Origin of the sequence: Pedobacter psychrotolerans (assembly GCF_004340665.1) — a bacterium.
GTDB lineage: Bacteria > Bacteroidota > Bacteroidia > Sphingobacteriales > Sphingobacteriaceae > Pedobacter > Pedobacter psychrotolerans.
The window spans coordinates 323,657-345,796 of sequence record NZ_SLWO01000005.1; the positions used below are offsets into that span (position 1 = coordinate 323,657).

General features: G+C 40.8%; 30 protein-coding genes. 5 read left to right on the forward strand and 25 right to left on the reverse strand.

Annotated features, from left to right (window positions below; translation table 11 throughout):
- Positions 1 to 99 precede the first annotated feature (99 nt).
- From EV200_RS14475 to EV200_RS14555, 17 genes are all read right to left on the reverse strand, one after another.
- On the reverse strand, positions 100 to 954 hold the full coding sequence (locus EV200_RS14475) for a GH25 family lysozyme (protein WP_132533834.1): 855 nt from the start codon (positions 952 to 954) through the stop codon (positions 100 to 102).
- A gap of 53 nt (positions 955 to 1,007) precedes the next feature.
- Entirely contained in the window at positions 1,008 to 1,772 is a 765-nt protein-coding gene (locus EV200_RS14480; protein WP_132533836.1) for a hypothetical protein, read from the reverse strand.
- A 99-nt stretch (positions 1,773 to 1,871) separates the two neighbouring features.
- Positions 1,872 to 2,579 (reverse strand): hypothetical protein, encoded by a 708-nt coding sequence (locus EV200_RS14485; protein ID WP_132533838.1) that lies wholly within the window; start codon positions 2,577 to 2,579, stop codon positions 1,872 to 1,874.
- A 125-nt stretch (positions 2,580 to 2,704) separates the two neighbouring features.
- The gene (locus EV200_RS14490; protein WP_132533840.1) at positions 2,705 to 3,379 is read right to left on the reverse strand and encodes a hypothetical protein; all 675 of its coding nucleotides are present in this window, start codon (positions 3,377 to 3,379) and stop codon (positions 2,705 to 2,707) included.
- An 11-nt stretch (positions 3,380 to 3,390) separates the two neighbouring features.
- A complete protein-coding gene (locus EV200_RS14495; protein WP_132533842.1) occupies positions 3,391 to 3,615 on the reverse strand; it encodes a DUF2158 domain-containing protein in 225 nt (74 codons plus the stop codon).
- 33 nt (positions 3,616 to 3,648) lie between these two features.
- Positions 3,649 to 4,059 carry a hypothetical protein gene (locus EV200_RS14500; RefSeq protein WP_132533844.1) on the reverse strand — a complete coding sequence of 137 codons (411 nt, stop codon included), beginning with the start codon at positions 4,057 to 4,059 and terminating at the stop codon, positions 3,649 to 3,651.
- Positions 4,060 to 4,158: 99 nt separating this feature from the next.
- On the reverse strand, positions 4,159 to 4,428 hold the full coding sequence (locus EV200_RS14505; protein ID WP_029287502.1) for a RebB family R body protein: 270 nt from the start codon (positions 4,426 to 4,428) through the stop codon (positions 4,159 to 4,161).
- A 36-nt stretch (positions 4,429 to 4,464) separates the two neighbouring features.
- Positions 4,465 to 4,710, reverse strand: coding sequence for a RebB family R body protein (locus EV200_RS14510; RefSeq protein ID WP_197285555.1), 246 nt, complete (start codon positions 4,708 to 4,710; stop codon positions 4,465 to 4,467).
- Between the two features lie 65 nt (positions 4,711 to 4,775).
- Positions 4,776 to 5,042, reverse strand: a complete 267-nt coding sequence (locus EV200_RS14515; protein WP_029287505.1) for a RebB family R body protein — start codon at positions 5,040 to 5,042, stop codon at positions 4,776 to 4,778.
- A gap of 30 nt (positions 5,043 to 5,072) precedes the next feature.
- Positions 5,073 to 5,339, reverse strand: coding sequence for a RebB family R body protein (locus tag EV200_RS14520; protein WP_029287508.1), 267 nt, complete (start codon positions 5,337 to 5,339; stop codon positions 5,073 to 5,075).
- Between the two features lie 40 nt (positions 5,340 to 5,379).
- The gene (locus tag EV200_RS14525) at positions 5,380 to 5,646 is read right to left on the reverse strand and encodes a RebB family R body protein (protein WP_132533846.1); all 267 of its coding nucleotides are present in this window, start codon (positions 5,644 to 5,646) and stop codon (positions 5,380 to 5,382) included.
- Positions 5,647 to 5,674: 28 nt separating this feature from the next.
- Positions 5,675 to 5,899 carry a RebB family R body protein gene (locus tag EV200_RS14530; protein WP_029287512.1) on the reverse strand — a complete coding sequence of 75 codons (225 nt, stop codon included), beginning with the start codon at positions 5,897 to 5,899 and terminating at the stop codon, positions 5,675 to 5,677.
- A gap of 26 nt (positions 5,900 to 5,925) precedes the next feature.
- A complete protein-coding gene (locus tag EV200_RS14535) occupies positions 5,926 to 6,372 on the reverse strand; it encodes a RebB family R body protein (protein ID WP_132533848.1) in 447 nt (148 codons plus the stop codon).
- Positions 6,373 to 6,379: 7 nt separating this feature from the next.
- Complete coding sequence (locus EV200_RS14540; RefSeq protein WP_132533850.1) at positions 6,380 to 7,408, reverse strand: hypothetical protein; 1,029 nt, start codon at positions 7,406 to 7,408, stop codon at positions 6,380 to 6,382.
- A gap of 25 nt (positions 7,409 to 7,433) precedes the next feature.
- The gene (locus tag EV200_RS14545) at positions 7,434 to 7,760 is read right to left on the reverse strand and encodes a hypothetical protein (protein WP_132533852.1); all 327 of its coding nucleotides are present in this window, start codon (positions 7,758 to 7,760) and stop codon (positions 7,434 to 7,436) included.
- A gap of 72 nt (positions 7,761 to 7,832) precedes the next feature.
- The gene (locus EV200_RS14550) at positions 7,833 to 7,988 is read right to left on the reverse strand and encodes a RebB family R body protein (RefSeq protein WP_132533854.1); all 156 of its coding nucleotides are present in this window, start codon (positions 7,986 to 7,988) and stop codon (positions 7,833 to 7,835) included.
- Positions 7,989 to 8,050: 62 nt separating this feature from the next.
- A complete protein-coding gene (locus tag EV200_RS14555) occupies positions 8,051 to 8,899 on the reverse strand; it encodes a helix-turn-helix domain-containing protein (protein ID WP_132533856.1) in 849 nt (282 codons plus the stop codon).
- Positions 8,900 to 9,258: 359 nt separating this feature from the next.
- Here EV200_RS14555 and EV200_RS14560 point away from each other — a divergent pair, with 359 nt between their 5' ends.
- The 4 genes from EV200_RS14560 to EV200_RS14575 all read left to right on the forward strand — a co-directional run bounded on the left by EV200_RS14560 (position 9,259) and on the right by EV200_RS14575 (position 12,250).
- A complete protein-coding gene (locus EV200_RS14560) occupies positions 9,259 to 10,059 on the forward strand; it encodes a hypothetical protein (protein WP_132533858.1) in 801 nt (266 codons plus the stop codon).
- Positions 10,060 to 10,234: 175 nt separating this feature from the next.
- Complete coding sequence (locus EV200_RS14565) at positions 10,235 to 10,804, forward strand: hypothetical protein (protein WP_132533860.1); 570 nt, start codon at positions 10,235 to 10,237, stop codon at positions 10,802 to 10,804.
- A complete protein-coding gene (locus EV200_RS14570) occupies positions 10,768 to 11,574 on the forward strand; it encodes a sensor histidine kinase (protein ID WP_132533862.1) in 807 nt (268 codons plus the stop codon). Before EV200_RS14565 ends, EV200_RS14570 begins: the two co-directional genes overlap by 37 nt.
- A complete protein-coding gene (locus EV200_RS14575; RefSeq protein WP_132533864.1) occupies positions 11,555 to 12,250 on the forward strand; it encodes a response regulator transcription factor in 696 nt (231 codons plus the stop codon). Before EV200_RS14570 ends, EV200_RS14575 begins: the two co-directional genes overlap by 20 nt.
- Positions 12,251 to 12,856: 606 nt before the next feature.
- Here the strand turns inward: EV200_RS14575 and EV200_RS14580 are convergent.
- From EV200_RS14580 to EV200_RS14615, 8 genes are all read right to left on the reverse strand, one after another.
- Positions 12,857 to 14,020 carry an AMP-binding protein gene (locus EV200_RS14580; protein ID WP_132533866.1) on the reverse strand — a complete coding sequence of 388 codons (1,164 nt, stop codon included), beginning with the start codon at positions 14,018 to 14,020 and terminating at the stop codon, positions 12,857 to 12,859.
- Positions 14,017 to 14,946, reverse strand: a complete 930-nt coding sequence (locus EV200_RS14585) for a glycosyltransferase family 2 protein (protein WP_132533868.1) — start codon at positions 14,944 to 14,946, stop codon at positions 14,017 to 14,019. Before EV200_RS14585 ends, EV200_RS14580 begins: the two co-directional genes overlap by 4 nt.
- 1 nt (position 14,947) lies before the next feature.
- Entirely contained in the window at positions 14,948 to 16,189 is a 1,242-nt protein-coding gene (locus EV200_RS14590; protein WP_132533870.1) for a hypothetical protein, read from the reverse strand.
- Positions 16,190 to 16,191: 2 nt separating this feature from the next.
- Positions 16,192 to 17,019: a class II glutamine amidotransferase domain-containing protein gene (locus EV200_RS14595; protein WP_132533872.1), complete on the reverse strand. Its 828-nt coding sequence runs from the start codon at positions 17,017 to 17,019 to the stop codon at positions 16,192 to 16,194.
- 449 nt (positions 17,020 to 17,468) lie between these two features.
- Positions 17,469 to 18,599, reverse strand: coding sequence for a TIGR03364 family FAD-dependent oxidoreductase (locus EV200_RS14600; protein WP_132533874.1), 1,131 nt, complete (start codon positions 18,597 to 18,599; stop codon positions 17,469 to 17,471).
- Positions 18,596 to 19,909: a DUF5690 family protein gene (locus tag EV200_RS14605; protein WP_132533876.1), complete on the reverse strand. Its 1,314-nt coding sequence runs from the start codon at positions 19,907 to 19,909 to the stop codon at positions 18,596 to 18,598. Before EV200_RS14605 ends, EV200_RS14600 begins: the two co-directional genes overlap by 4 nt.
- Positions 19,910 to 19,914: 5 nt before the next feature.
- Positions 19,915 to 20,601 (reverse strand): HAD-IA family hydrolase, encoded by a 687-nt coding sequence (locus tag EV200_RS14610; protein ID WP_132533878.1) that lies wholly within the window; start codon positions 20,599 to 20,601, stop codon positions 19,915 to 19,917.
- A gap of 77 nt (positions 20,602 to 20,678) precedes the next feature.
- A complete protein-coding gene (locus EV200_RS14615; protein WP_132533880.1) occupies positions 20,679 to 21,257 on the reverse strand; it encodes a helix-turn-helix domain-containing protein in 579 nt (192 codons plus the stop codon).
- A gap of 147 nt (positions 21,258 to 21,404) precedes the next feature.
- Here EV200_RS14615 and EV200_RS14620 point away from each other — a divergent pair, with 147 nt between their 5' ends.
- Positions 21,405 to 21,986, forward strand: a complete 582-nt coding sequence (locus tag EV200_RS14620) for an HD domain-containing protein (RefSeq protein ID WP_229676845.1) — start codon at positions 21,405 to 21,407, stop codon at positions 21,984 to 21,986.
- The last annotated feature ends 154 nt before the right edge of the window (positions 21,987 to 22,140 follow it).

Sequence of the window (22,140 nt, forward strand, 5' to 3'; positions counted from 1 at the left end):
AACGATAAGCAAAACGGTCGAAATTCGACATCATTGGGCTGCACGCTGTGCTGATTAAAACTTACGAGCCAGCAACAAGCTTTTTTTTCATACCTGTAACTATTGGGTGATAAGTGCCATCACTTTTAAAGCGGCCTTGTCGCCGTTAAAAAGATCCAGGTCTACCTGACCGGCCACGCCCGTTACCGCCCCGCCTCCAGAATATTGCCAGATGCGATAGTCCTGCCATGAACCAAATAATCCCGGCGGGTTAGATTGATAAGATGGCACCCATAACGGGTAATTTGGAAAAGAAACGCCGTTAAAATATTCAGCCCAGAACGATTTTGCGGTATAGATCATCGGTGTGCGACCAGTTGCAGATGAAAGTTGGCTGAGGCAGTCCTGAATCAGCTGCACGCAGGCGTTCTTATTGTTCAGGATGTACTGGTTCATGGCCTGGCTCTGCCCATCATTAGATCCGACCTGCCATTCGATATCCAGCACCGGCGGTAAAGTGCCCGGGACAGTGAAATCAACGCCGCAGGATAAAAAGTTCTGCATCTGCGTGGCGGCAGAATCCTGAAAGGTTAAAAAATGATAGGCACCAAATATCAGTCCCTGCTGCCTGATGGTTGCCATATACTGCGCCAGTGTAGGGTCTTTAAAGCCTGCACCCTGACTGGCTTTGCAATAAATAAACTGGATATGCGGCGATAACTGACTCCAGTTGATGTTGCCGGTAAAATGGCTGATGTCCATGCCTTGCGGCACCAGCTCATCCAGCACGGCCCAGGTGGCCGGCCCGGCAACGCCGTCGGCACTTAACTGATGGTCCTTTTGAAATTGTGTAACGGCGGCCTGGGTACCCGGGCCAAAGTTACCATCGATAGAGAGTGAATAATGGAGAAACGAGAGTGCTCTTTGCAGCATAAAAACCTCGCTGCCTGATGAGCCGATTGAAAGTGTTTGCATAAGATAAGATTTAGATGAATGAATATATTAAGTTTTAACGGGTATTGCAACAGCTATCCGTAAAATGCATTACCTCCGCTGCTTGTATGAACGGGAGGAGTTTGTACAGCCGCGGGGGGCTGATATGGATGGATTGCAGGTGCTGGCGCGGCCGCGGGTGTGTAATTAGGAACGCCGGTTTTTGGTGTGCCCTCAGCCTCGTTTTCTCTTGATCGGATAGCCACAAATATGGCACTGCTAATGCCCATTAACATAAGTAAAGTATCGCTTAACTCTGGCAAACCACAGCCTGTTTTAATTTCTCCTATTTTGTAAAGGTAAATACTTACGCCTACCATGGTCCATACAACGTGCTGAAACCGGTGAATGCTGATGCCTAAATCATCTGATAATATATCCGTAAAGAAGCCTAGCGAGGGCGTATTCTGATGTCTTGGTCGCTGATCTTTTATTTCGCGTTTATCGATGATTTTGGACGTGACCGCAGTACATGAAAAAATCCCCAATAGCACCAGTGCCGTTTGATTTATTTCAGTTTCGGAACAATCGCCCTTAAACAGTGAAAGGTACAGATAGGAACAGGATATGACCACAGTCCACAATCCCAACTGTACCTTTTCTAAACTGTAAGGAGACGTAATATTTTTCGGTGACTTACTCAAGTTAATGCTATCAGGTCTGATAAATCCGTCATCATTTTCAACATCTTCGCGAAGCAATAATGTATATTTCCCAAGTAAGACAAACGAAAGGATAATGGTTAATATACCGGCTATGGCCAGCAATGATTCCGAATTGGCAAAAGTTACGAATAGCATTTTCAGATACATTAAATTTGCTTATATAATTGTTTTATTGATGATAGTTGGCTTATGGTTTAAAAGAATTTCCAGATGAACTTTTATCGATGTGACATATTACTGCCCATTAGCCACTATATTACTGAGCAGGTCAACATGTGCCTGATTAAGATCGCTTAAGGGAGTGCAAATATTTCCAAAATCAGCGTAGCGCTGATTAAATCTGAACTGCAAAGTTGGCTGCACGCCTGATGGTTGTGGAAATGTTTCAATACAAACGAAGTTATTATTCAGGAGTGGCACTTCTATCCACCAATGTGTTTCATTGGGCCCATAAGGTATTCCGTCTTCCCCTGCATCGTCATAATGCATCACCATTATATAATTAGCTGACTGGCCTGCTTCAATATACCCCAGTGCGGTGCTGATATTGTTACATACCCAAGTCATGGCCTCTTCCCGGAATTGTCTCCAGATTGTCCAGTCGCCCTGATTATGTGGAGCATATGGGTCAAACTCCATAATATACTGATGCCCCTGTATTAGGGTTTGCAGAATTTGCTCTTGCGACCAATAAGAAGCCGGATCAGGATTGATACCCAATAATATGGTGTCAAAAGCATTCGCAGGCCTGTGAATAATGGTTGGCGTGTTTTGCTGGTTATAGTTAATGTTATCTAATAAACCAAAAAGTGCCCATTTCCAACAGGAAACGTTGTCTGGCGTAAACCCATCTGGCAAATTAGCGAGTTGTATAGTAGCCCCGGGGCTTGCCTGTACATAATTATTTAAGGCATTAATAATAGCCTGAGTTAGTTGTGGCATAAGGTTATCTTTTAAGGCATTGTATAAATTTGCTGCATGTGCCCCACTACTTTTATTTATTTTTATAATAGTGGTACCTGTTGTTTAATTTCAACATGTTGTAAAAAGACTAGTCAAAATGATTATCATTTAAACAGATTACTTGGCCCTTGCGGAGAGCCGAACATTGACGTAGCATACTGAAAAGTTGGTGTAGGCAAAGGGTTTGGTGTACCAAAAATATTCATTGGAAGTGTTGGCAAGGTGTTTTGTAGAAATCCGTCAACACTTGTACTTTCATTACGATATGGAAATGGATAAACCAAACAGGTAGCACCCCATTTTTGCCATAAAATTTCAAACCCTTTCTCTTTAATAGCCTTTTCAACATACTCAGGAGAAATACATATGCCAACGGCAATTCTGCGGCCTAGCACACCACATCCTTTCAGTTTTTCAACATCACGGCTTAGGCCAGGACTAAAATTTTGCCGGTTTTCCAGGGATTCACACTTTAATTCTACCAATAATATTTCCAAAGTACCGTTGTCAAAAATCATATCTGCTTTTTGACCTAACTTTGCAAAACCCGGACTTAGCATCGTTTTATTATTATTCTGTAACAAACTGGCAGTTACGTTGCCTGATACCGCTTCGCGTAAAAAGCCTCTAGGCTGGAATTCCATATTCTTTATATATAGAGATAAATCGGTTTGAGCCCAAGGTTCCCAACCCCCTCTAAGCTCAGCGAGTGATGTGAAATCTTTGCCTCTTGCGTCACACCATTTGGTGACAATATCATAAAAGGTGTAATAATTCATAGTTGTCTTGTTTAATGTTGGCTTCCGAATGGCGACTTGCCGCCAGGCCCTCCCGGGGTCAGTACAGTTGTTTTGGTCAGTACCATTGGCGAAACTGTTATGTGATCAAATTTATTAGCATAGTCATCGTACCAAACACACTTTACAATGCCCTGAGCAACGTTTGAAACAGTCATTACTGGCCCGCCTGAAATGAGTTTGACCACATCGCCCTGATTAAATATTGTTTGTGCCATTTCTTTGCTTTTTAGTAATTTTCAGCTGATTTATTATTGCGCATTTGTAGTGCTGCCTGTGTTATTCAATGCACTTTCCGCATTTTTTACACTTTGCTGAGCAGCCAGCATGGCCGCATCAACATTGGTGTTTACCGTGTTTATGGCTTGCTGAATAGGGTTGATTACGGGTGGTGCCACCGGTGTAACAGCTGCTGCGGCTTGAGGCTGTGCCTGGTCATTAACCATTTGCAAACTACTTGCGGCGAGTGCCTGGAAACTACTATCAACCTGCGATTGCATCGCTTGTATAGCCTGTTGTTGAATGGTGGCAATCTGCGATTTAAGATCGCTGATTTGTTGCTGCATGACCTGATGAGGCGACATTGATGGTGCCGCGGCTGGCTGATTATCGGGCACAACTGGTGTACCCCCTATATTAGGAGAATCGCTTTGCTGTTGCATAGTAATGTTTTTTAAGTGATTGGAATGAGGACAGCACCTGTTTATGGTGCCGCCCCCTTTAACCATTTCCGTTCCTTTTGGATCCGGTGTAAAGACGGCTTAAGAGCCGAAAATTTGTTTGGTACCCACGGCATCAGATGCCGTATCGATTGAATACAACATGGTTACACCCATAGTAGTAGCGGCCTGTGCGGTAATGTTACTTTGTTGTTGACTGCTGGTGGCGTTGTGTGCTGCATTAGCCAATGCCTGTGCGGTGGCCTGGTACAGGTTGCCCATTGCAATTGCAGGAGCATCACCCAATACTTTGGTGTTTGCCTGGGTTACAGAGTCGGTGATCTGATCGTTTACTGAAGTTGGAAAAGCCATGATAAAGTTGTTTTAAATGATTAATTCGTTTTGGTTTTATTGCCCAAGTACTTTACCCGGAGCATAGATTTTTTTGGTACCCACGGCATCAGAAGCGGTGTCGATAGAATACAGGGTGGTTACGCCCATGGTGGTTGCCGCCTGCGCCGTAATATTACTTTGCTGCTGACTGCTGGTGGCATTGTGTGCCGCATTGGCCAAAGCCTGCGAGGTAGCCTGGAAAAAATTGCCCATCGCGATAGCTGCCGCATCACCCAATACTTTGGTGTTGGCCTGGGTCACCGAATCGGTGATCTGACTGTTTACTGCTGTTGGAAAAGCCATAACTGTTTAGATTTAAGGTTAAATTATTGATAAATCATATGGGTGCCCACGGCATCTGATGAAGTATCGATCGAATAAAGGGTGGTCACTGCCGAGGTGGTAGAAGCCTGCGAGGTCATATTGGTTTGCTGCTGACTGCTGGTAGCATTATGCGCCGCATTGGATAATGCCTGTGAGGTAGCCATAAAGAGATTGCCCATTGCCATGGCCGGCGCATCGCCCAGTACCTTGGTGTTGACTTCGGATACCGAATCGGTGATCTGACTGTTTACTGCTGTTGGAAAAGCCATAACGGTTTAGTTTTAAGGTTAAAAACTGGATTACTGATAAATTTTACGGGTACCTACCGCATCAGATGAAGTATCTATCGAATACAGGGTGGTAATGCCCGATGTGGTGGCCGCCTGTGCCGTAATGTTGGTTTGCTGCTGACTGCTGGTGGCATTGTGTGCCGCATTGGATAATGCCTGCGAGGTAGCCATAAAAAGGTTACCCATTGCCATTGCCGGCGAATCACCCAAAACCTTGGTGTTAACTTGCGATACAGAGTCGGTGATCTGGTCGTTTACTGCTGTTGGAAAAGCCATTTTTGTTTGAATTTAAGTGTGAATTTATGGTTGATTATTTTTAAGCGAATATCTGTTTCGTACCTACCGCATCAGAAGCGGTGTCTATTGAATACAAAGTAGTTACACCCATGGTGGTTGCCGCCTGCGCCGTAATATTACTTTGCTGCTGACTGGTTGTGGCATTATGTGCTGCGTTTGCCAGTGCCTGTGCGGTTGCCTGAAAAAGATTGGCCATTGCGCTCGCCGGAGCAACGCCTAATACCTGTGTGTTTGCCTGGGTCACCGAATCGGTGATCTGACTGTTTACTGCTGTTGGAAAAGCCATAATTGTTGTTTTTTATTGTTATTAATGATTAAATTTTGATGGAATATATAAGTGCCACACCCTGGGCAGTTACCGCCTGCCCCAGAATATTGGCCTGCTGCTGTGCTACCGTTGCATTATGGGCCGCATTGGCCAAAGCCTGTGCTGTTGCCTGATAAAAATTGCCGATAGCAATAGACGGCGCACTGCCAATAACCTCAAGGCTTGATTCGGTGATGGAATCGGTTACCTGACTATTTACTGTTTCTGCCATTTTAGGGTTAAGCTTATCTTAAAATCTTAATTGCTGGAATGGTTAGGATCAGCAGATGTTCCGCTTTCGGATGCTGTTGATGTGTTTGTTGTTGCTCCCGTTGTCAGCGCCCCGGGCGTTGCTTGCGGTGATGTTGACGGATCAGTGCCCGCTGCAGGAGTTGGCACAGTAGCCGGAGGAGACGTTGGTGTTTCTCCACCAGTGCTGGCAGCTGACGGGCCTGGTGCAGGCGGTGGTGCAGGTGCAGGAGGTTTCGCTCCCATCACAGATAGTATACGTGCGCAGGTAGATGTAGTGGTTGCCGAATTAAGCATTTGCGCATTATGCTGTGCTGTGACCGCGTTATGCATGGCCATGCCTATGGTTTCGGCCATTACATTATTCAACATCGCTATTGATTGCGAGTCAGCGTTACCCTTGAGCAGTTGCTGCACATCTGTTACCGAAGAAAGAATATAATCATTTGCCATCATTTAATATTTAATTTAGGTGAGTAATCTTGGTATCTGGCAGCAGGTACACTGTACCGTCACTATCAACGCCAACATCTGCAATGCCCTGGCCGGATTGAAATTTGAATGAAGCAGTGGCACCATTCTGAGATAAGTTATTGGCCGTTACCGGCGTAAAGCTGATGAGGTTCTTCACGGCAGCAAGGTAATTGTTGATCGTCATGGTCAAGCCACCTGCAGCGAGGTCGTTAAAGGCAATATTTTGTATCAGGTTAAGCATTGCAGAACTGGCCGTAGTATAACCAACAAAATTATTTGCCCTTGCCAACTCCTGAACGGATTGCGCCAGGTTTCCGCCCTCGGCTGTCATATCTGCTGAAGGTGTGAATAAATAGGGCTGCACCGCTGCTTCAAGCTGCGCATACAGGGCCTGTATTTCGCTGTTTTGAGTTTGAGGGATCAGGTTGTCGCCCAACAAGTTTTGTTGTGCATGCTGAAAGAAAAGCGACAGGTTAACAAAATCAGATACAGTTGCCGCGTTTGTGTTTGCAAATGCAGCCGATTGTGCCTGCAATTCAGGGCTGACATCGGCTTGTGTCGTAACAAAACCAGTGAGTATCAGCATTTCTTCGAAGGAGATAACCTGAAAAAGATCCGGACGCTTTTGAACGAGCTGGGCAATTATATCGCCCGTTTTAGCCATATCTCCATAACTGATCATGTTATTTTGCTGTAACAATACGGCCAGGTTAGACTCATTGTCATTTGCACTGCGTTGAATCGCAGCCAGTTGGGCAATATCAGATTCCGGTAAAGACAGTATTTTATCAATAGCCGCCCTGAACGTATTGAAACGGATATAGCTATCGCCTATTAAGCCGTTTTGTATCATTTTAAGCAGCTGATTTTCGCTGGCAGCATTGATGCCGGTGAGGTTTGTATCTGCCATACACGAGCTTAACCACTTCTGCCCTCCGGTGATCATAGAAAGTACCGCTTGCGATTTAGTGCTTAGCCCGCCAATAGAATGGAGTTGTTGTCCGTTGAGATAAATCATCTGATCTTAGATTTGGTTAAAAACTTTATTTTGATGAAAAGCCATTCAGTATCGTTGCAGCGTTTTGCCCCACCACCAGAAAGTTGGCAGCAGCAGTAGTGGCCAAAGCCTGGGCGGCAGTTACAATCGGTGTATATTGTACAGCATCAGCCGGCACTGCGAGCATTTGCGCCATGGCAACGCCAATGGCGGTAGAACTGATGGTATTGACGTTTCTAAGATTATCAACCGCATCCTGTACAGCGAGTGCTGTGGATTGAGCAATTGATTGAAAGGCCTTAACTGTCCCTTCGTCTTGCATAATTTGCGGGGTAATGCTACCGTCTGATGTTGTTAAACTTGTATTAGGCATAATAATTTATTTTAATTGTGCTATCCGTTTACCCGGTGATGATTAAGCCAGCTAAAGCTATAATAATGAAAATCAGCTTTTGCCTGGGCTTTCCAGTATTTGTTTGCAGCAAACAGACAGGCAGGCCGTGGCGATCAGTTGTCCGCTTCGCTGATTGGTATTGGCATTGTGCATGGCGATCCCCATAGATACGGCCATGCTTTGAAATATGATCTGTAAAGAATCCATGTCTTATTATTTATTACAAATTTAATCACTATAAACATACTTGACTTGTATAAAAAAGGCAATCATTTAACAATTTTATCTGTCAACTTTTCTTTCAGCCATGATACTGGCATTTCATCCTTATTTGTCTGCTTAAATGATGATGGGAATGTTCCAAAAACAGTTTTAAAACAACGGCAAAAATGCGAATGATCGAAAAAACCGGCAGTTAATGCAACTGCTGTAATCGTGCCCGAACTGCCAAGTAATTCAGAAGCGTACTGTAACCTTAAATCCCGTACAAACCTGGCCGGCGTGATGGGATACAATGTTTTTAATTTACGGTTTAAAGTTGAAGGAGTGATGTTTAATAACTTTGCAAGCTGAGGCATCGATTCTACATGATGAAAATTTTCTGCTAAAGCATAGTCAAGAAGCCTTTGCAGCCATTGATGCTGCATGGCATGGTTTAATAAAATTTTAGCTTCGAACATATTTATAGGTATTTTCCAACAGGTTGCTGAATGCTGGTGAACATTTTGGCTTTCTCGGTATTTAGACGGACTTATTTTGTATACTTTTATAAAACTTCTGCAAAAGTTGGCCTGAGATTGAAAACCTGTCAGCCATGCAATACTTTTTTTTTGTTCATTGCTTTTTAACAGTAAATAACAGGCCATACCCAAGCGGTAATGAAGTATAAGTTTAGCGGGTGTATGCCCGGTAAGTTCAAATACCTTCCGGGTTAACGGTGATGCGGTCGTATTCATTAACATGGCCAGTTCAGCCACGCAGAAATTTACATCCTGGTAATGTGATTTCATACAGTTTTTTATCGAATCGATAAACTCCTGTCGCGTTTGTACCGTTATCGTAGCCATGGAAGCAATCGGAGAAAGACGTTTTGAGCGTGTCGCAAGATTTAAATTCATGAGTGCGGTTAATGAATTGATATAACTGATATTCTATATATCAAAGAAAGGTTATCATTAAACCCTTTTAAAGAGCGTAAACATGTGTTTTTGTAAATGAGGGTTAAACCTTAACCACCAAGGGTTTGCCCCTGGTAGTCGTTTCAGAATTGTTTCTGTAAAATTTAGGAGACAATACCTTGATTCCTTATTGCACAGCATATTTATCTATATATGAAGACGCTTATGCAACGACAAATTTGTATTTTCGATAATTATTGGAGGAGTATGATTTAATGTAACAATGCCTGCAGCCATTCCCATAAAACGATTATCACATAAAAATAAATTTTCATTTACCTGTTTTTATTATTTACATAATGAACAATCACCATTACCAGTCCAATACTGCGGGCTTAGAAGAATTTTATACTATTTCGGAGCTCCAGTTTCTCGAATACACGCTTGATTGGACCAAACAGGTCTCGGGTACTGAAATGTCATGGAAAGTTTTTACCGATGAGGATAGCAGTATTGAACAAATATTGGTACAGGTTTACTTTAACGATGCCACCATACAAAGTTTGTTATCTTGTGTTGGGGTTAAGCACATTCACGCAAGATTTGCGATCGTTCATGACTATCATCCTTATAAAATCAAGTTACCCACTTTTACGATCATACTATATGCCACTGATCACCTGGGGCAAAGGTGTTCGGCTTATCATATCGGTAAGCCACAGTATCATGACACCATTACTGTGGCGAGCAGTAAGCCCTTGGAAGGTGTAGGGAACTTTATTTCGAGCCGACTCGCACAGGAATGGATAAGCGAATGGAAAACGGTATGTGATAATCCAAAAGCACCAGCATTGTTAAACGAGATGTTTCTGACAAACTATGGATACCTTACCGGGTATAACTACATCATGTCGGACTTTATGTATTCGTTATTCCCACCAGGAACGCGCAAAGAGTGTTATGATGTGGTTATACTGCCCGTCATACATAAACATGTTGCTGATCACCTCAATACACAGCCAACCTGGAACCGTACCTTCGGACTGGTTTTGGCTGGCGTTCAACTCATCGCAAAGGGTAGAACGGGAAATGAGGATGAAGAGATAAATTCCTTTTACGATCTTTCTCTTCCAACACCACCTACCCACGGTGCATTTTAATATCGGGAATACTTAAATATTCTGGTAATCTACGTACAAAGCAACTGCTGGAATAAAATTTTGAATAAAGATCCAATGATGCATTTTTATGAATGGTGCTTCTCAAACCTTTTTAATCTATTCCTCTGTTGTGGTAATTGTACCGTTTTTATTCGCTGTTATACGATTTAAAAAAATGGAACAGGCATGGCGGTCTCTGGCATTATTAATTTTTTTTGATTTCTTAGTAGAAGTCATTAGCCATGTTTTATACTTTTTGGAAATCAGCAATCATTTTTTGTGGCCAATTTTTATACTGATTGAATTTACACTGCTGGCCAGGATTTATAAATCCGAGTTTAAAAAAATGGCAATTGGACGTTTCATACCTATTGTAACACTATTATTTATCACTTATGTAATTGCTGACTGGTTGATGGCACCCAAAGACGACCTGAGTGCTATTCCTCATTTTATTGAAGGAGTACTGATATTGTTGCTAGTGCTGTGTTATTACTATAAAAACCTAAGTTCACTTATAGAGACACAGTTGGAACGTCAACCTATGTTTTGGTTATCCACCGGTCTATTTATTTATTTCTCGGCCAATTCGGTGATCTTCATTTTCAGTAATTATATTCAAATGTTATCACTGCAATTCTTTAATCTCATCTGGTTTACCCATTCCATATTTAATATACTTTTATACATTTTTTATACTTTAACGGTGTGTCTGATCCCAAAGAAACTGAATTACAACATCTGATATTTGGAAGTATTTTGGTCATGCTACTGCTAGCTGTTGCGATCATTACATTTTTCATTGTATATCAAAAACGGCTGCTTAAAGAGCAAAGGCGTCTACAAAAAGTGAAAGATGACTACCAAAGACAATTACTTGGTTTCAGCATTAGTATTCAGGAAAAAGAACGGGTAAGGATAGGGCAAGATATGCACGACGAAATAGGATCCGCCCTTTCGGCTATTAAAATGCTCGTAAATCAGCTTCCATACACCGATGTTGAAAGCCATCAGTTGATTTCGGGTATTAAAAATGGATTGAGCAATACCATAAGTGATGTAAGAACGATTGCGAACAACCTGTTCCCGTCTGTATTGGCAAAATTCGGATTAGCTGATGCATTACATCACCACGTAAAGGTATTATCTGCAAGCAATACCTTAAAGATTGACATGATGATAGATGCAAAATTTGAGCTTAACTATGAATATGAACTAGCCATATATCGTATTATGCAGGAGTTAATCAACAATGTCATCAATCATGCAAATGCAAAAAACCTTTTAATCATATTGAATCAAACCACTGAGTGTATATTAGCTACCGTTAAAGATGATGGCTGTGGTTTTGATGCTGAAATAATAGAAGATTTAATACAGACGGGGATAGGTATTAAGAGTATCCAAACACGGGTAGCAGCAATGCAAGCTTCTTTAAAAATAACCTCCAAAAAAGACGCCGGTACATTAATTGAAATACATATTCCTTTAAACGATGGAAAAGATCAAAAATAGGCTAACCAACCAACCTTCAAACCGAATTAAAATAGGTATAGTTGATGATCACAAACTGTTTAGACATGGATTAATGCAAATTTTAGGAAAAATTAAACACTTCGAACCTATTTTTGAAGTAGATAGTTATCCGCAATTAGTAAGAGAATTGGAACTGCAAGCGCCCGATATTATCCTGATGGATATTGAAATGCCTGGAACAGACGGAATAGACGGATGTAAACTAATCATAGAAAAATTTCCCGAAATAAAAATAATTGCCATATCCATGCATACCGCGGATAATTTTATTTTTTATATGATGAAAGCCGGTGCACGGAGTTATTTGCCTAAAGATATAGATGAAGAAATATTATATAAAGCCATTGAAACAGTGCATGCAAATGGATTCTATTTTACCGATGCTGTTGCCGCTGCCATGTTAAACGGCGTTAAAGATAATTATAGCAGAAGGTCGACTTCAAAGCATGGTGAGAGCCCACTTACCAAAAGAGAGCTTGAAGTATTGACACTCATTTGTAATGGCTTAACTACGGTAGAAATTGCACAGAAATTATTCATCAGTGTAAAAACTGTGGAGGGTCATCGCAAAAATTTATTGGAAAAATCAGGTATGTCCAATTCAGTGAGCCTGGCAGTATATGCCGTTAAAAGCGGAATTCTCAATGAACGATAATAATAAAACAAAAAACCTCAACCGTTCCAAGTTAACGCTTTTGTTGCGGAATGGAGAGAAAATTCGTCAGATAGCTACTTGTTAGCCAAAAACTAATACTGATAAAATATCGACAAAAAGCATGTTTCGGCATTTTATGGATTAACTGAATAGAACAAAATGTAATCGGTCGACAGTCTGTCACTCGCAATATTGGTTGCCGGAATATATCAGCTTGTTTTACATGTTAAAAATAATGGTTTCACTTTTTGTGGAATTGACCTGAACAGTAGCCATACAAAAAACGAAATTACTAAAACTATGCATCAAATCATTCAGTGGTCTTTTGATTCAAGGAATTAAGATAAACACATTCATTTCAATCACCATCATTTTAACGCATATTTGGGTGTAGTTTAGCGTGGAGCCTATTGGAGTCCTAGTGAAGTCCTAAGGCAGGATAGTTGCATTTTAATGCATGTTTAGTTTAATATTATAACCTGGTAGATGTATTTTTTTAAGGTTTGATAAATAGCCAGAAACTTACTACCTAATTTAATGTTTCCTATATCAATTAGATTTTAATCATACCACAATATTAAAGGAGTCTTAATATTTTAATAAAAATCAAACCCGATTATCAACAATCATCGGTGTCTTACCAGTAGTTTCATTCGTATAAAGTTGGAGATCGGCACCCGCTAAAACCGCTAAATTTTTAACTTCATAACCAAATATTTCATAGAGTTGTTGGAGCTTTATTTCAACGTATTCTTCCTTTTCCATATTTGTTAAATCGGTTATTAACAAAAACTTCAATATGGTATGCCCTTCATGTGGCATGATTTGGATTTGAAACCTTTCCACATCTGCCAAAACCACATTAAAATCATCCAGCTCATAATTGCACTCATTAAACATAAACGAGCGGCTTTCCCTTCCCTTTAATTCAAGATAAGGTATTCCATCAATTTCAACCCATCTCCCAATATCACCCGTATTATACCTGAAAATAGGAAAGCGCTTTCGGAACAAATTACTCACCAGCAGGCTCCCATAGCCGTCCGCATCTGGCATATGTACTTCAACCACCAAACCATCAATCACCCTGAATAAAGAAGGAGATCGGCTATAGTCACACCAGGCCCAGATTCCTGTTTCTGCCGAGCCATACAGCGAATAAATTTGCCGGGTACCGAAAATCTTTTCAAAAACATCAACATGCGATGCTGGCAAAAACTCACCCCCAAATAAAAGATTTTCTATGGATAAACTGAGTTGATTTTTTTTAAGATATAATGCAAAGAGAAATAACTTGGAAGGCGTACCCAATAATAAATTAGGTTTAAAATTTTGAGCCATATGATAGGCATCTTCATAAGGTAAGCTGGCGCTGGCCACCAAAGTAGTTGCACTACATCTTTCCAGGAGGTCATCCATAATTGCAGCAGTGCGATACATATCCATGTAGCCAAACATATTCAGCGCAATGGTTTTCGGTATAAATACTCCAGCCTGTTTTAACGCGGCAGACAATACGGCTCGTTGTTCCAGGTTTTCGGCAATATCAACAGGAAATACCAGTGGCTTTTGGGTAGATCCACCAGAACGCACTAAATAAACACCACTGCTCTCCCGATGTAAATCAAAGTGATCATTTAACTGACTGATCAATTCTTTTTTACCCATCAGCAGGGCATTTTGATAATCGTCATGATCCTGGTAGTAGGATTTGAAAAGTTCCGACTGCCGGACAATCTGATAGTACTGTTGAAGAAAGTTATCGATCATGATCTAACATTCATTTTAAGGAGCAGATAACCCAGGTATGGTGTCAAAAAACGCCGATGATGCCACATGAAGTACACTTTTTGATGATTAGAGGTCAAATTTTGTAAGGCATGTTTGTACCAGCGTTCACCAATCATCCCCATTAATAAACGGTCATGCTTATCCTTACTATTGATGTACCTTGAAATAACTGGTGGAAGCTCAATCTGCTTAAAATGAGAATAGTGTTTTCTAGATAAGCTGCCTGGTACTTCATTCACATACAGGTAACCACCCGTTTGCAATGCGATTTTGCCTGGCTCACTGTTCAGGATTCCTTTTAGCACCCGGTACCAGAAATCAATTCCTTCGTTTAATTGTGCTTCAGCAATGTACTGGTGGGCAGCAATCCATTTTCTTTTGGTGATCACATTACTCCCCACGCCCATAATGAAGTGTGGCGAGCTTACAGCCCTTAATGGATCTTTGATTAGATAAAGATCAGTCGCAATCGGTTCCAGGTATTTTCTTAAGGATTCCAGATTGGGGTATATTTCCCCGCAGGGCATAAAAGTGATATCAAGCACCATAAAATCAAGTTGATGCTTGTTGAATGCTTCTGCCGCAATTTCAAGCAAGCTCGGGTGATATTCATCATCTGCATCAAGAAAGCTAATCAGATCACAACTGCTGGCAGCAAAACCAATATTACGTGCATTGCCCGGGCCTCTATTTTCACTTAATTCAATCACTTGTATCCTGCAATGTCCAAATTCAGCTGCATGATTACGCAAAAATTCATGAGTAATGGAAAGGCTGTGATCCGTACTGGCATCGTCAACAATAATCAACTCCTCCGGCATTTTGTGCTGACGGAGGAGTGAATGAAGCGTTTGAGCAATATAACTTGCTTTATTAAATAAGGGGATGATAACGGTATGCGTCATGTTACGATTCAGACATCATGGCCGGGAAGATTACTCCCCTACCCTGGTGAACGTTAACCACATGCTCTGCCGAACCACGGAACAAGCCCGGGCCAAAAGATTGATCATTATAACACAATAACATGCCTACCAGGTTGATTAGCGAATCCTCAGAACCATTGACATGCTTAAACCAGCGTTGTGGTACATACTCCTGTACCATATATTCCGGCCATTGTTTGGCAATAATATCAGTCCACAGAGAAGCTTCGCATTCACTTTTCACATACATGTCAATCCCGCGGCCACCACTATTGCGTTTTAACACCCAGTTTAATGGCGAGTGACTTACCTCTGCTCGTTTTTCTGAAGTATGCAAGGCATAAGTTGGAATCAAAAAAGATCGTAAAAAAAGGTATTCCTCTTCAGAAAGATAACTCCTCATGATCACCTCATTGTACAAAACAGCCAGTATGCGTTTGTCATGAACCAGAATCAGGGTGCGCACATCATTAAAGTAGTTCCCTTTGCTGATGATGAGTTTCAATACTTCAGGATCAAAATTGCGTAGTTCTTCCCGATCCATTTCCAGAATAAACTGACTCACAGGCTTACCGTTTAACATGACTTCACCATTCTGATGAGTGAATTGCGCCGGACTTGCAGAAACATAATCCAAACCACGCTTACCAAATTCATTTAACAGGTAAAATACCTCAGTGCCTTTTTCTTTTTCATGTACCAGCACAATGGGCTCCCTACTATTAAACCGATTGAAAATAGTTTCAATGAAATCTTGTTGAGCAGGAACAGCTTCCAGTGATGGTAAACCTATTGTTTCATTCTCCTTAGTAATCACATTCAGGTAATAGCTGATCATCCATCCGTTAATGGGATACCTGGCCCCTATTTCACAAATTTTGATTCCGCCATCTTCCGCCTGTAAAAAATCAGGCCGATACATACCCACCTCATAAGGTTGTGCTTGTGCCATGCTGAGTATGCGGTTTAAATCCTCATCGAAGTTATAGATGGAACGGATATTCTCATCTTCAAAATAGGCATTTACAACATTGGTTAATGCTTTGTTTAACACCCGACATAACTTTTCCATTCTGGCGATTTCCTTCCGCTCCACCACAACAGGTACCGGCGAAAAAGAATCTGCACCGTTGCAGGGAATTTCGCCCAGATATTTCAATAGCAATTCATTCAGCACATCCTTACTACAGATGGTATGTTCTTCTATAAGCTCACCCGTCATCGTTATTGGAATTCTTCAGCCATAACCGGATCTAAACCCGCACTAATAATTTCCATTACCGATGCTTTTTTACTTAAATAATCGGCAACAATTTCGCTAAGGTCGTAATCAGCCAGGTTTACATTCATGGCCTTTACATAATGATTGATGGCATTAACGGCATAAAAGAAATGGTTTTTTTCTGTAGGCCCACAGTGTACGGTAATCCATGCCAAAGTATGTTTTAAGGTATCTTTATCAAAACCATAGTCATCTTCTAGCCAGCGTGTAAACTTAGGCAGGATAAACTCTACTTCACCATGTGTATAAATTTCATGCACCAATGTGGTTAAAAGACCAATTAACAGATCTTTGTTGCGCAATGAATTTTGGTCTTTCCAATATTTAAAGGCCCGGGCGCTTGGATCAAGATATTGTCTTAACAACCAACCATCATCGCCACAAGTATTAGTCGCCATGGTATAAAAGAGATCAGAATGCAATACTCTTCCCACAACAGCTAGATCTTCATCTACAATTCTGTTCAGGTTTGCTACCGATCTGAACAATTGTGCTTCATCCGGCACGAATGTATTTTTATGGATCAGCATCGTCATGCGATTACTTAATCCGGCAACAGTAACTGCACTATTGTTGGTTTGGCTCCAGCTATGGAAAAAAGGCTTAAGCTGATCTCTGTCATGAGGGATTGCTGTTAGCTTGGTGAAACTTTTTTCTACTGTAGCAAAGTGTTCTGCCTGTTGCGGAAAGTACGCTAAAAGTTGGTGCTTTAATGGCGATTCTTCCATTCCTTCGAGCACCGGAAGGATAATTGATAGTAAATTTTTCACAATTGATTGAGTTAAATTAGAATTTAAAAAATAGATAACTATATAATTAGAGGATCTTATTTTATCTAAAAAGCAATAAACCTAAAAAACGAAAAGTAGCTTATTATTGAAGTATGAAGCTATTGCTCTGATCAATAGCTGAAATCAAAAATAAATAACTGAGAAAATAGTAATTTAAGTGGCGTTGACGTAAAAGTGGCGTGTAAATACTACTGGAATTGATGAGGTGAGAGCGTGTTGCATTGAGTGGAGCGTTTAATTTGAGTTACAAACAGATTTGTTACACATATATACGAACTTTTTTGCAAATAAAAAAATATTTACAAAAAATGTAAGCAAAGTCAAGGTTTGAATGTATAGCTAGTTTTATAGATTTATTCTATTCAACTGGTAAGGCGATTTACAGAAATAAACATAATTAAGCTGAAAAGGGATCTTTTATTTAGTTGCTAACCAAATCTTTCACTGATGACCTGTTCGCACAATCCAAAAGATAAGGTCATGCCATTACCCCCCAGGCCATTAATGATGGTGATCCCAGCTTCTGGCTGGAGAATCAGTTCAGTTTCTCCGTTTTTCATTTTTGGATATATGCCATTCCAGGTTTGGACAATGCTATTATCTTTAAAATTAGTGAAGGTTTTAAGGTATTTGATAATCATCTGGTTGATGAAATCTTTATCGAAAGGATCATGAACAAGACCATATTCATGCGAATCGCCTATGGTAATTTCTCCTGTATGATTTTGGGCGGCCATCACATGGATTCCCCATTTAAGGTATTCCGCATATTCTTCTTCGTAACGTTTACGCAGGCTGGAAAGCGATGGTGTGGCATGAAACCCGGGATAATGAATCATACTTAAACTACCACAAAGTGCAGGCCCAATCCGCCAACCATTTGGCTGACTGATAATGCGTAACATTTGCAGTTTGCATTTGGTAATCTCCTGCTGGATAAAAAGCTCGGGATACAGAGTTTCAAATTCGGCACCACTGCAAATAAATATTTCATCTGCCTGCCAGCTTCGTGATCCTGATTTTACAGTTGAACTTTCTACCCGACTGATTGCAGTATTCCAATGAAAATCTACTGCATATTTTTCCTCCAGATAGCTGGCTATTTTACCAATGGCTACCCGGGCCTCTACAATCATTTCAGTACCACTCCACAAGGCACCTTTCAGTTCAGCTGGATTTACACCATCTGATTTAGCCAAAGTTTGCTTAGGTGTGAGCAATGAGCATTCGCGGTAGCCCTGATTCATTTCTACATATTCAGTCATCACGGCAAGTTCATCATCGCTATTGGCAATGTGTAAAGAACCCACCTCATCATGCCAGATATCAGCTTCTAGGCAAATCTGTTTCCAGATACTGCGAGATAACATTGCACGTTCAAAAAGTGGTCCGGTTGGCTGCCCTATCGGCCATACCATACCAAAGTTACGGATGGATGCGCCAACGGCACGTTCGTTACGTTCAAACACGGTTACTTTAAATCCCCTGATAGCAAGCGCCCGGGCTGTTGCCAAACCCACAATACCCGCTCCAATTACAATGGCTGATGGTTTATTCATATGGTAGAAAATTTTAATGATGTTGCCGCAGCGGTATTGCCTTTGCGTGCAGATTGGAAAAAATAAATTAAGGATAAGACTCCGCAAATGCTGCCAATTACGGCGACTAATATTACGCCCTCTTTAAAAAAGTTGCCCCAGCTAATGGCTGGCTTTCCGAATTCTTTTACAATTAATACACTTACGCTGGCCAGGTAACCAAGAGAATCGGCCAGGTACATCACAAAGCCCACGTTACTTTTATAATGGAATGTGGCGATCATGCGTTCGAAAAAAATAGCATTATAAGGCACATAACCCAGATAAAGCCCTAAACCAGCCATAGTCATCCAGGCTACGGGGCCAATCAGATGCAAACTGAACAATAGCGTAGATACCCCAATTAAAATACATCCGCCGATAATTAACAGGTGGATAATACTGAAGGCCCTTAAATTTCTTTTGATCAGAAAAAGCAAGCTCATGGCCACAAGTACAATGATAGAAATACGGCTATCTATTTTTGCATAAATGTTTTTATCGGTAATTCCCAGGCTATTCCAGATCTCCACTTCAAAATTATCGCGGATGTCACGCATAACGGTAAGCAACACATAAATCACTAAAGTCAGGATGATTCCAGGCAAAAACCGACTGATAAATTGTTTTCTTTCTGAAGCCGTCATGGGCTTACGCTCAGTGCGCATGAGCTGATCCTTTTCAGTCGGTGGCGGCATGAGTTCGAGCAGCAAGACAAAAAATATGATCGGGATTACAAATAATGCGCCTGTTAAAAACGGCATCATATATTCATTTACATGGTAGGAGTGCAGGAGCGTTTGACCAACTGTTTTTACGAAACCTGAACCAAAAATAAGGCTAATGGATAATACAGCGGCCATAAACTCGGTAGAACGGCGACCTTCCAGGTAACCAAATACCAGGCCCCATATTAAACCCAACGGGAAACCATTCACAAATAAAAACACCATATTGTATGGTGCCGGAACGAGCGCAAAGCCCAACAAAGCCAACCAGGAAATGCCTACAAGCAGGAGTATAGTGGCTCCCCGGCGCTTCCCCTTCAGTTCTGCAATAAAACGGATACCATAAAATTTGCTTAGCGTATAGCCCACAATCTGAAAAATGACCAGCCACACTTTATAATCTATATGAAGATATTGTTGGCCGGAATAAGTACCCGCAGCAAAGGCTTTGCGGAAGGCATACATAGATGAATAGGCACCAAAAGCAGCTAAAGCCGATATCACAGCAGTTAAGGCATAAGGCCAATTGGCTATTTTTGCCTTTAAAATTCTTGCTAAGCCCATAGCCCTTATTTATAAACGATGTTGAGCACATCAGCAATGTCATCAATAATATGCGTTGGATGATAGGGCTCCAGCTCAGCACGGGTAAATGCGCCAGTGGTTACTGCAATCACATATTTACAAGCCGCATTTTGTCCCTCTCGAATATCTACTTCGGTATCACCAACCTTCACCACTTCATCAGCTTCCGAAATATTGGCCAGTTGCCTTAATCGGTTAATCATACCCGGATTAGGGCGTCCTTCGGCTACTTCATCCGAACAAACCAAGTAGTCAAATACACCTTTCTCCCGCCATTCCAATCTTTTAATAATAACCTCGGCAATGTCTCTTGAAAAACCAGTATTGATGCCAATCTGAATACCTGCTTTTTTTAAGGCTAACAGGGTAGATTCTGCATTTGGTAAAGCTTCCAGAAAATCGGCTTGCTGATAATATTCAATCATCAAGCGCACGAAGGTTTCATGGATCTGATGAGTAAGTTCCGCCGTAATCTTTGACACATCAGCTTCATACAAGCGGAGCATTTTGGTAATCGCCACTATTTTTTTATACCCCATTAAAGGGTTAATAATGTGATCAGGAATATCATATCCATGCTGCTGCAAGGCATTTTTAAAAGTTTGCGTAACTTTATTTTCATCTTTGACCGTAGTACCGGCCATATCGAACACTATAAGTTTAATGGACATTGCTAAATCTTTTGTTTAGCAAAATTAAACTTAGTTTATTATTACAAAACTACCTTAATGTTAAGATAAATTTAATTTTAGCTGGTTTCTTCAAAGAAATAAATCACCAGCATACTCGCTTTTTCCTTTCCAGAATTTTTTGGGGTGTGTGGCATGCGGCCATCAAATAGCATTGAATCGCTTTGATTTAAACGATATACCTCATCTCCGAAATGATAGTCAATCGCACCATTTAAGATATATTTATACTCAAAGGCTTCAGTCTGTATTTGCGGTCTTTGGGCATCAGGTTCCAAATCCAGAATGACAATATCTATTGTAGATTTTTTAATGGATTGCGTAAATATCCGGTGGTAATTGAAGCCTGTGGCATCTTCCTTTTCAAAATGCTCATATTCTTCCTTTCTTCGGATCAAAAGCGGAAACTCCCTGCCATTGTATTTAATATCCTTAAAAAATACGTTTAAATCAATCTCTAAAGATTTAATAATATCAATTAGCACAATTAAGGATGGTACGGTACGGCTATTTTCAATCTGCGAAATTAATCCCTTACTTACATTCGCCCTGGAGGCCAGTTCCTGCACCGTAATATTCTTCTCACGTCGCCTGTCTTTAATACGGTTACTGATCTGTATCAGTACATCATCTTCCATTGATCTGATTTTTGTTAAAGGCGGAAATTAGAGAATAAATTTTAGCGAGACAAGGATTTTAGCATATTTTAAAGATAAGCAAGGAGATCACAAAAACTTAATTCTGACCTAACATGAATTACTTTTATTTGCATTTTTTTAGATCACATGATGGAAAAATCCTTAAATCCACAACTTATTGTTGATGAAGTGTTCGCTTTATATGAGGCACATGGAAATGATGATTATATTGGAGAACCTGTTTCCCAGCTCGAGCACATGTCTCAGGCAGCAAACCTGGCCCTTGCAGAAGGCTATGATGATGAAGTCGTACTCGCCGCATTTTTTCATGATATTGGACATTTATGCGCTGCTGGTTCAACAGTAGAAAGCATGGATGGAATGGGCAATGTAAATCATGAGCAGATCGGAGCAGATTACCTGCTGGCACGTGGTTTCTCCGCCCGTGTGGCCAAACTGGTAAAAGGACATGTGATTGCAAAACGCTATCTTACATACAAATACCCTGAATATTTTGATAAACTCTCTCCTGCAAGCCGCGTTACTTTAGGATTTCAGGGTGGACCAATGAACGCAATGGAAGCAGCAGCATTTGAAACCGACCCTGACCTTGACATCATTATCCGCATGCGGTTTTGGGATGATGAAGCTAAATTAACAGAGATACCAGTAAACAATATAAATCAGCTCAAAGCTATCGCTATAGCACATTTGAGCAATCATGAATAAGCACTATTGCCTTGATGTTAAATCATTTTAACTTAATTGTATTGATTTAGTTACCAAAACAGAAAACTGTTAATCATCAGTAAACATTTTTTTAAAGTTTAAATAACTTAAAATTAGTTTACAAATAATAAACAAAGTTTAGTATTGCCAAATA

Bases quoted from the DNA above. Each gene is read 5' to 3' on its own strand.
- EV200_RS14475 (WP_132533834.1), bottom strand. From the start codon at position 954: ATGCAAACACTTTCAATCGGCTCATCAGGCAGCGAGGTTTTTATGCTG.
- EV200_RS14480 (WP_132533836.1), bottom strand. From the start codon at position 1,772: ATGCTATTCGTAACTTTTGCCAATTCGGAATCATTGCTGGCCATAGCC.
- EV200_RS14485 (WP_132533838.1), bottom strand. From the start codon at position 2,579: ATGCCACAACTAACTCAGGCTATTATTAATGCCTTAAATAATTATGTA.
- EV200_RS14490 (WP_132533840.1), bottom strand. From the start codon at position 3,379: ATGAATTATTACACCTTTTATGATATTGTCACCAAATGGTGTGACGCA.
- EV200_RS14495 (WP_132533842.1), bottom strand. From the start codon at position 3,615: ATGGCACAAACAATATTTAATCAGGGCGATGTGGTCAAACTCATTTCA.
- EV200_RS14500 (WP_132533844.1), bottom strand. From the start codon at position 4,059: ATGCAACAGCAAAGCGATTCTCCTAATATAGGGGGTACACCAGTTGTG.
- EV200_RS14505 (WP_029287502.1), bottom strand. From the start codon at position 4,428: ATGGCTTTTCCAACTTCAGTAAACGATCAGATCACCGACTCTGTAACC.
- EV200_RS14515 (WP_029287505.1), bottom strand. From the start codon at position 5,042: ATGGCTTTTCCAACAGCAGTAAACAGTCAGATCACCGATTCGGTATCC.
- EV200_RS14520 (WP_029287508.1), bottom strand. From the start codon at position 5,339: ATGGCTTTTCCAACAGCAGTAAACGACCAGATCACCGACTCTGTATCG.
- EV200_RS14525 (WP_132533846.1), bottom strand. From the start codon at position 5,646: ATGGCTTTTCCAACAGCAGTAAACAGTCAGATCACCGATTCGGTGACC.
- EV200_RS14530 (WP_029287512.1), bottom strand. From the start codon at position 5,899: ATGGCAGAAACAGTAAATAGTCAGGTAACCGATTCCATCACCGAATCA.
- EV200_RS14535 (WP_132533848.1), bottom strand. From the start codon at position 6,372: ATGATGGCAAATGATTATATTCTTTCTTCGGTAACAGATGTGCAGCAA.
- EV200_RS14540 (WP_132533850.1), bottom strand. From the start codon at position 7,408: ATGATTTATCTCAACGGACAACAACTCCATTCTATTGGCGGGCTAAGC.
- EV200_RS14545 (WP_132533852.1), bottom strand. From the start codon at position 7,760: ATGCCTAATACAAGTTTAACAACATCAGACGGTAGCATTACCCCGCAA.
- EV200_RS14550 (WP_132533854.1), bottom strand. From the start codon at position 7,988: ATGGATTCTTTACAGATCATATTTCAAAGCATGGCCGTATCTATGGGG.
- EV200_RS14555 (WP_132533856.1), bottom strand. From the start codon at position 8,899: ATGAATTTAAATCTTGCGACACGCTCAAAACGTCTTTCTCCGATTGCT.
- EV200_RS14560 (WP_132533858.1), top strand. From the start codon at position 9,259: ATGAACAATCACCATTACCAGTCCAATACTGCGGGCTTAGAAGAATTT.
- EV200_RS14565 (WP_132533860.1), top strand. From the start codon at position 10,235: ATGGAACAGGCATGGCGGTCTCTGGCATTATTAATTTTTTTTGATTTC.
- EV200_RS14575 (WP_132533864.1), top strand. From the start codon at position 11,555: ATGGAAAAGATCAAAAATAGGCTAACCAACCAACCTTCAAACCGAATT.
- EV200_RS14580 (WP_132533866.1), bottom strand. From the start codon at position 14,020: ATGATCGATAACTTTCTTCAACAGTACTATCAGATTGTCCGGCAGTCG.
- EV200_RS14585 (WP_132533868.1), bottom strand. From the start codon at position 14,946: ATGACGCATACCGTTATCATCCCCTTATTTAATAAAGCAAGTTATATT.
- EV200_RS14590 (WP_132533870.1), bottom strand. From the start codon at position 16,189: ATGACGGGTGAGCTTATAGAAGAACATACCATCTGTAGTAAGGATGTG.
- EV200_RS14600 (WP_132533874.1), bottom strand. From the start codon at position 18,599: ATGAATAAACCATCAGCCATTGTAATTGGAGCGGGTATTGTGGGTTTG.
- EV200_RS14605 (WP_132533876.1), bottom strand. From the start codon at position 19,909: ATGGGCTTAGCAAGAATTTTAAAGGCAAAAATAGCCAATTGGCCTTAT.
- EV200_RS14610 (WP_132533878.1), bottom strand. From the start codon at position 20,601: ATGTCCATTAAACTTATAGTGTTCGATATGGCCGGTACTACGGTCAAA.
- EV200_RS14615 (WP_132533880.1), bottom strand. From the start codon at position 21,257: ATGGAAGATGATGTACTGATACAGATCAGTAACCGTATTAAAGACAGG.
- EV200_RS14620 (WP_229676845.1), top strand. From the start codon at position 21,405: ATGATGGAAAAATCCTTAAATCCACAACTTATTGTTGATGAAGTGTTC.